The following is a 5,158-nucleotide window of genomic DNA, read 5'->3' as shown; positions in this document are numbered from 1 at the left end:
GCCGACACCCCCGTCATCACCCTCGACGCCCGCCGCCGCGACAGCGCCAAGAGCGCCCTCATCACCCTCGTCGAACACGCCCTGCTCGCCCGGCTCCGCTGAGCGAGGGGGGAACCGCACGGCCCCGACGGTCCGTCCCCCGCGACGGGCCGTCGGGACCGCGGTGCCTACCCGCGGGTGACCTCCGGGGGCCGCGCGCAAGACCCGTGTATAAGCAGCGGATAACAGTTCGGTAGGCATTTTGTGATCAACAATGACTCAGCGTGGCGAAACAGCGTCACTCAGCGCCAGGTGACCACGGTTTTGCTCCGTCATGTCGGTGAATGTCCAGAATGTACCGAGGCGGGTGCCGGACGGCGGCTGTTTGTCCCCCATCCCCGCACGTGCTGAAATTCCAGCTACCCCTGGTTTCTCCTGCGCCGGCCCCTACGGCGGCGGTTCAGGGCCCAGGGGTAGCGCTGGATTGATCCATGGCCGGCAGTCGGCCGAGAGGTAGTTGTCGAGTGAGGCGTAAGCAGCAACCCGCCCCGCAGCGGCGCTCCGAGCCCCGCCAGAGCGAGCCGAACGGTACCCCGGGGGACCCGGCCGGATTCTCCGCGTTCGCTCCCACCGAGGAACGCTCCCAGAGCACCGTCCCGGCTCCCGAGCCCCCGGCCGCGACACCCCGCGGCGGCGGCTCGTCGGGCGACGGCGGCTCGAGCCGGTACGACTTCCTCCGCCCGCGCAACTGGCGCGTGCCGACCCGTCTGATCGCGATCCTGCTGATCCCCGTGACCATCAGTCTCGTCTTCGGTGGTCTGCGCGTGAACACCTCGGTCGACGGCTTCATCAAGGCCTCCCGCGCCGAGAAGACCGCGGAGCTGGCCAAGGCGGCGACCGAACTCGCCGAGGCGCTGGAGAACGAGCGCGACAAGACGCTCATACCCCTGCTCACCAAGCAGGACCCGAACAACGAGGTGGCCAAGCGCCGCGGCGCCACCGACGCCGCGCTGAAGGCGTACAACGCCGCCTACGCGGCCTCCGACAAGTCCGGTGAGCTCCCCCGGCGTCACGAGGCCTTCCAGACCCTGGTGGTCGACCTGCCGCACCTGCGGGCCAACGCGTACAACCCGGAGCTGTTCATCAGCGCCACGGCCAACGCGTACTCGGTGATGCTCGACCCGCTGCTGGCCTTCGACAACTCGGTCGGCCTGGGCTCCGCCAACGCCACCAGCAAGGGCCGCGCGATCTACGCGATGTCGCTGGCCAAGGCCGCGGCGTCGACCCAGCGCGCGCTGATGCTCAACCTGCTGGTCGGCATCTCGGCGAACGTCACCACGCGCTACGAGAACCAGGACGTGATCCAGCAGATCCTGATCTCGGAGAAGCTGGAACAGGTCTCCATCAACGAGTTCAACACCGGCAGCGCCCCCGAGGACGCCGCCAAGTACGCGGCCGCGCAGATCGCGCAGACCGCGGCCCAGGACCGCTCGGCGTACAAGATGCCCAACGGCGCGCCGCCCACCATGCAGGGCCTGCTCCAGCTCGGCGCCTCGTACAGCCAGGCCGCCGCGGAGGGCCAGCAGAAGGGCAAGGCGGTCGCCGACGCCGCGTACACCGAGGCGAAGAACGCCGGCCTGACCCAGGAGAACTGGAACCAGGCCACCGACACCCACATCCAGGCCCTGCGGAACACCGAGCTCGCGCTGCTGGACGAGGTCCTCACCGACTCCCGCAACCTGAAGGACAACGCGCTCTACGACGCCATCCTCAACACGGTCATCGTCGTCGCGGCGCTCATCCTGGCCGGCCTGCTGACCGGTTACGTGGCCCGCTCGATGATCCTCGGCATGCGCACCCTGCGCAGCGCCGCCCTGGAGATCGCCGACCACCGCCTGCCGGACCTGGTCGAGAAGCTCTCCAAGACCGACCCCGACCGGGTCGACACCTCGGTGACCCCGATCCCGCTGCACGGCAAGGACGAGATCGGCGAGGTCGCCCGGGCGTTCGACCAGGTCCACCAGCAGGCCGTGGCGCTCGCCGCCGAGCAGGCCCTGCTGCGGGGCAACGTCAACGCGATCTTCACCAACCTGTCGCGCCGCAGCCAGAGCCTGATCCAGCGCCAGCTGGCGCTGATCACCGACCTGGAGAACAACGAGGCCGACCCGGACCAGCTGGAGAACCTCTTCAAGCTGGACCACCTGGCCACCCGTATGCGCCGCAACGGTGAGAACCTGCTCGTCCTCGCGGGCGAGGAGGCCGGCCGCCGCTGGAACACCCCGGTCCCGCTGGTCGACGTGCTCCGCGCCGCCGCGTCCGAGGTGGAGCAGTACGAGCGCGTCGAGCTCTCCGGCATCCCGGAGGTCGACGTCGTCGGCGCCGCCGTGACCGACCTCGTCCACCTGCTCGCCGAGCTGCTGGAGAACGCCACCTCGTTCTCCAGCCCGCAGACCCGGGTGCTGGTCAACGCGACCCGCCTGCCGGACGGCCGCGTGCTGGTCGAGATCCACGACAAGGGCATCGGCCTCACCGCCGAGGACTTCGCGGAGATCAACGAGAAGCTGGCCGAGCCGCCCACGGTGGACGCCACCATCTCCCGCCGCATGGGCCTGTTCGTGGTCGGCCGGCTGTCCCAGCGGCACGACATCCGCGTCCAGCTCCGCCCGTCCGGCGAGTCCGCCGGCACCACCTCGCTGGTCATGCTCCCGCCGTTCGTCACCCAGTCCGGTGCGGCGCCGGAGCCGGACGAGCAGTTCACCGTCTCCCGGATCTTCGCCGAGCAGGAGCCGGCCGCCGAGTGGGCGCCGGACACCCGCGCCCGCAGCGCGGCCGAGCTCGGCTTCGACGACCACCTCACCGGCACCGGCAACGCCGGCTCCAGCGGGTTCAGCCCCGCCCTGGAGGCCGTCCAGCGCTCGCAGCGCCTCGACCAGGTCCGCCGCGCGGCCCTGGAGAGCGCCCCGCAGGCGCCGGTGGTCGACGCCGAGGTCGAGGAGGACTACCAGCAGGGCTACGACCAGTACGCCCCGCAGGGCTACGACCAGCAGCAGGGCCAGGCCGGCGAGCAGTACGCCGACGACCGGTACGGCTACGACCAGGGCGGCTACCAGCAGGACGAGTACCAGCAGGACGGGTACGCCCAGGACGGCTACGACCAGTACGCCCCCCAGGGCTACGAGCAGCAGCAGGGCCAGGCCGGCGGGCAGTACGCCGACGACCGGTACGGCTACGACCAGGGCGGCTACCAGCAGGACGGGTACGCCGACGACCAGTACGGCCGCCCGGCCCAGGACTCCCCGGCCGGCCACCCGTACGCCCCCGAGCCGCCCGCGCTGCCCGCCGCCGAGCCGCACGCCACCCTGCCGTCCGGGCTGCCGCAGCGCCGTCCCGGCGAGCAGCTGGCGGGCGGCGGCCTCCCCGCCGCGCCGGCCGGCGGCGGCCAGTCCGGCGACAGCCCGAACTGGTTCGCCGGCGCCAAGGACACCTCGGCGCCCGAGACCCAGCGCGGCCACGACGTGTCCTCGCTCGGCGGTTACGGCCCGACCGGCCCGACCGCCCGCGCCGCCTGGCAGTCGCCGAACGACGGCGACTGGCAGCGGGCCGAGCAGCTGCGCGAGCCCTCCTCCAGCGGCACCACCGGTGCCGGTCTGCCGCGGCGCGTGCCCAAGCAGAACCTGGTGCCCGGCAACGCCAAGTCCACCCCGCAGGACGGGCCGCAGGTCTCCCGCAGCCCGGAGGAGGTCCGTGGCCGCCTCACCAACCTGCGCCGCGGTGTGGAGCAGGGCCGCAGCGCCGGTAACACCGGAAGCTTCCGGATCGACCCCGATCAGGTAGACCAGTCCGGCAACGGACAGAACCGGAGCACCGATCTCTTCGGCGGCTCGAACCACCAGGAGCGTTGAGTTGACTCAGATGAGCCAGGCCGCACAGAACCTGAACTGGCTGATCACCAATTTCGTGGACAACACCCCCGGGGTGTCCCACACCGTGGTGGTCTCCGCGGACGGCCTCCTGCTGTGCATGTCCGAGGGCTTCCCCCGGGACCGCGCCGACCAGCTCGCCGCCGTCGCCTCCGGCCTCACCTCCCTCACCTCCGGCGCCAGCCGGATCTTCGAGGGCGGCGAGGTCAACCAGACCGTCGTCGAGATGGAACGGGGCTTCCTGTTCCTGATGGCCGTCAGCGACGGCTCCGCACTCGCCGTCCTGGCCGCGCCGGACTCCGACATCGGCCTCGTCGGCTACGAGATGGCCCTGCTCGTCGACCGCGCCGGCGCCGTCCTCACCCCCGCACTCCGCGCGGAACTCCAGGGCAGTCTCCTGCACTGACGGTTCGTCGGATACCGTCCAGGTATTCGAAGTACCTCCGCGTCCTTCCCGGGCCCGCTTCGGCGGGCTCGGGTTCGGACGTTGTACGGCCTTCGCACCACCGGCTCCGGACCTGCGCCGAAGCTCGCACCGCACCGCCGCACCCTGTGAGGAGAGGAACCGTGACACCGCCCGACGACCGCAGCGGCCAATACGGTGTTCCGTACCCTGGCACAGGCCATGACGCCTTCGGAGCACCCGGCGTCGGCCACGGTCAGCAGTACGGCCGGCACCAGTACGGACAGCCCCGGCAGCCGTACCCCCGGCCCGAAGAGCAGTACGGCCAGTACGACCAGTACGCCCGGCAGCCCTCGTACGGCGCCCCGGCGCCCGGCTACCCGGCCCCGGCGCCCGAGCCGGACCCCGGCTACCTGCCCGCCCAGGAGCCCGGCCACGTCGAGGAGTTCGAGGACGAACCCGACTCCGGCCCGCTGATCCGCCCGTTCGCGATGACCGGTGGCAGGACCAGGCCGCGCTACGAACTCGCGCTGGAGGCCCTGGTCTCCGCCGACGTCGACCCGCAGCGCATGGCCACCCTGCTCCCCGAGCACCAGCGGATCTGCACGCTGTGCACGGAGGTCAAATCCGTCGCGGAGGTGTCGGCGCTGCTCTCCCTTCCCCTGGGAGTGGCCCGCATCCTCGTGGCCGACCTGGCCGAGGCCGGCCTGGTCGCCATCCACCAGCCCGCTTCCGGCGGCGAAACCGGAAACCAGCCCGACGTCACGCTGCTCGAAAGGGTCCTCAGTGGACTTCGCAAGCTCTAACGCGGCCGCCCCCACCCGCGCCACCACCTCCGCGAAGATCGTCGTCGCGG

3 protein-coding genes and 1 pseudogene are annotated in these 5,158 nt (G+C 71.5%); all 4 read left to right on the top strand.

Annotation, left to right across the window (positions count from 1 at the left end; all coding sequences use genetic code 11):
• A pseudogene (locus tag ACFVXH_RS41210) lies at positions 1–102 on the top strand (ATP-binding protein); the annotation flags it as partial.
• A gap of 401 nt (positions 103–503) precedes the next feature.
• A complete protein-coding gene (locus ACFVXH_RS41205) occupies positions 504–3,881 on the top strand; it encodes a nitrate- and nitrite sensing domain-containing protein (RefSeq protein WP_387831221.1) in 3,378 nt (1,125 codons plus the stop codon).
• Between the two features lie 10 nt (positions 3,882–3,891).
• A complete protein-coding gene (locus ACFVXH_RS41200) occupies positions 3,892–4,305 on the top strand; it encodes a roadblock/LC7 domain-containing protein (RefSeq protein WP_030248297.1) in 414 nt (137 codons plus the stop codon).
• A gap of 161 nt (positions 4,306–4,466) precedes the next feature.
• Positions 4,467–5,108, top strand: coding sequence for a DUF742 domain-containing protein (locus ACFVXH_RS41195; RefSeq protein WP_074001503.1), 642 nt, complete (start codon positions 4,467–4,469; stop codon positions 5,106–5,108).
• Positions 5,109–5,158 lie beyond the last annotated feature (50 nt).

This window comes from Kitasatospora sp. NPDC058184 (assembly GCF_042883725.1).
In the GTDB taxonomy this organism is placed as follows: domain Bacteria; phylum Actinomycetota; class Actinomycetes; order Streptomycetales; family Streptomycetaceae; genus Kitasatospora.
Note: the sequence above shows the minus strand (reverse complement) of the source record. Positions and strands in the feature narration are given on the sequence as shown.

Excerpts from the sequence above, each read along its gene's own strand:
- ACFVXH_RS41200 (WP_030248297.1), top strand. The coding sequence starts at position 3,892 with ATGAGCCAGGCCGCACAGAACCTGAACTGGCTGATCACCAATTTCGTG.